The organism is Mesorhizobium sp. M7D.F.Ca.US.004.01.2.1 (genome assembly GCF_003997785.1).
GTDB lineage: Bacteria > Pseudomonadota > Alphaproteobacteria > Rhizobiales > Rhizobiaceae > Mesorhizobium > Mesorhizobium loti.
The window spans coordinates 1-1247 of record NZ_RZRQ01000663.1 but is presented as its reverse complement, the minus strand read 5'-3'; the positions used below and the strand labels follow the sequence as shown (position 1 = coordinate 1247).

At 61.5% G+C, this 1247-nt stretch carries 1 protein-coding gene and 1 pseudogene; both read left to right on the top strand.

From position 1 onward, the window contains the following. The coding region (locus EN993_RS35995) for a DapH/DapD/GlmU-related protein (protein WP_281040600.1) at positions 1–695 on the top strand (695 nt) is incomplete at its 5' end. A 215-nt stretch (positions 696–910) separates the two neighbouring features. Next, positions 911–1247, top strand: a pseudogene (locus EN993_RS35990) (glutamine--fructose-6-phosphate aminotransferase); the annotation flags it as partial.

The window sequence follows — 1247 nt, the reverse complement described above, 5'->3', positions numbered from 1 at the left end:
GCATCAACAACCGCGCCGAACTGGCGCAAGCCGAGGGCATCTGGCAGGCGCGCCGCCGCCACGAAGTGATGCTATCGGGCGTGACGCTGATCGCGCCGGAGACCGTGTACTTCTCGCACGACACCGAGATCGGCGCCGACACGATCGTCCAACCCAATGTTTGGTTCGGTCCGGGGGTAAAGATCGCCACGGGAGCCAAGATCCATGCCTTCAGCCATATCGAGGGCGCCACCATCGCCTCGAATTGCGATGTCGGGCCGTTCGCGCGGCTGCGGCCGGGTGCCGATCTCAAGCAAAAGGCCAAGGTCGGCAATTTCTGCGAGGTTAAGCAGGCTGTTATCGAGGAGGGCGCTAAGGTCAACCATTTGACCTATATCGGCGACGCCCGCGTCGGCGCGGGCGCTAATATCGGCGCCGGCACCATCACCTGCAACTATGACGGCTACTCGAAATTCTTCACCGACATTGGCGAGGGTGCTTTTGTCGGCTCGAATTCGTCGCTGGTGGCGCCAGTCACCATCGGCAAGGGCGGCTACATCGCCTCGGGCAGTGTCATCACCGAGAGCGTGCCACAAGACGCGCTGGCCTTCGGCCGTGCCCGCCAGAAGACAATTCCTGGCAAGGGCAAGGAATTGCGCGAGCGCTTTGCTTCGGCCGCGGCTGCGAAGAAGAAGGCTACCGGCTCCGACCATTAGACGACGAGCAAGGCTACCGCAAAAGATGAATGGTCGACCACCGCAGCGGTGAAAAGCCGAACAATTTGGGTAACCCGATTGCAAGAGCGGTCTGTCATAGTGCATGCGTGCAAAAATCGTTCCGTTACACGTGACGAAATGCAATGTGACTTTCGCGGCAGGCCGGCCATCCCTAAATAGCGCTGGTTTTCCACGGGGAAGCGGGGACTGTCTGCATGTGCGGTATTGTTGGAATCGTCGGCCATTCGCAGGTTGCGCCGCTCATCGTCGACGCGCTGAAGCGGCTGGAATATCGCGGGTATGACTCGGCCGGCGTCGCCACCATCGAGCATGGCCAGCTTGCCCGCCGCCGCGCCGAAGGCAAGCTGATCAATCTCGAGCGCCGGCTCAAGGACGATCCACTCGCCGGCACGATCGGCATCGGCCACACACGCTGGGCGACGCATGGCGTGCCCAACGAGACCAATGCGCATCCGCATTTTTCCGACGGCGTCGCCATCGTCCACAACGGCATCATCGAGAATTTCGCCGAACTGCGCGACGAGCTGATCC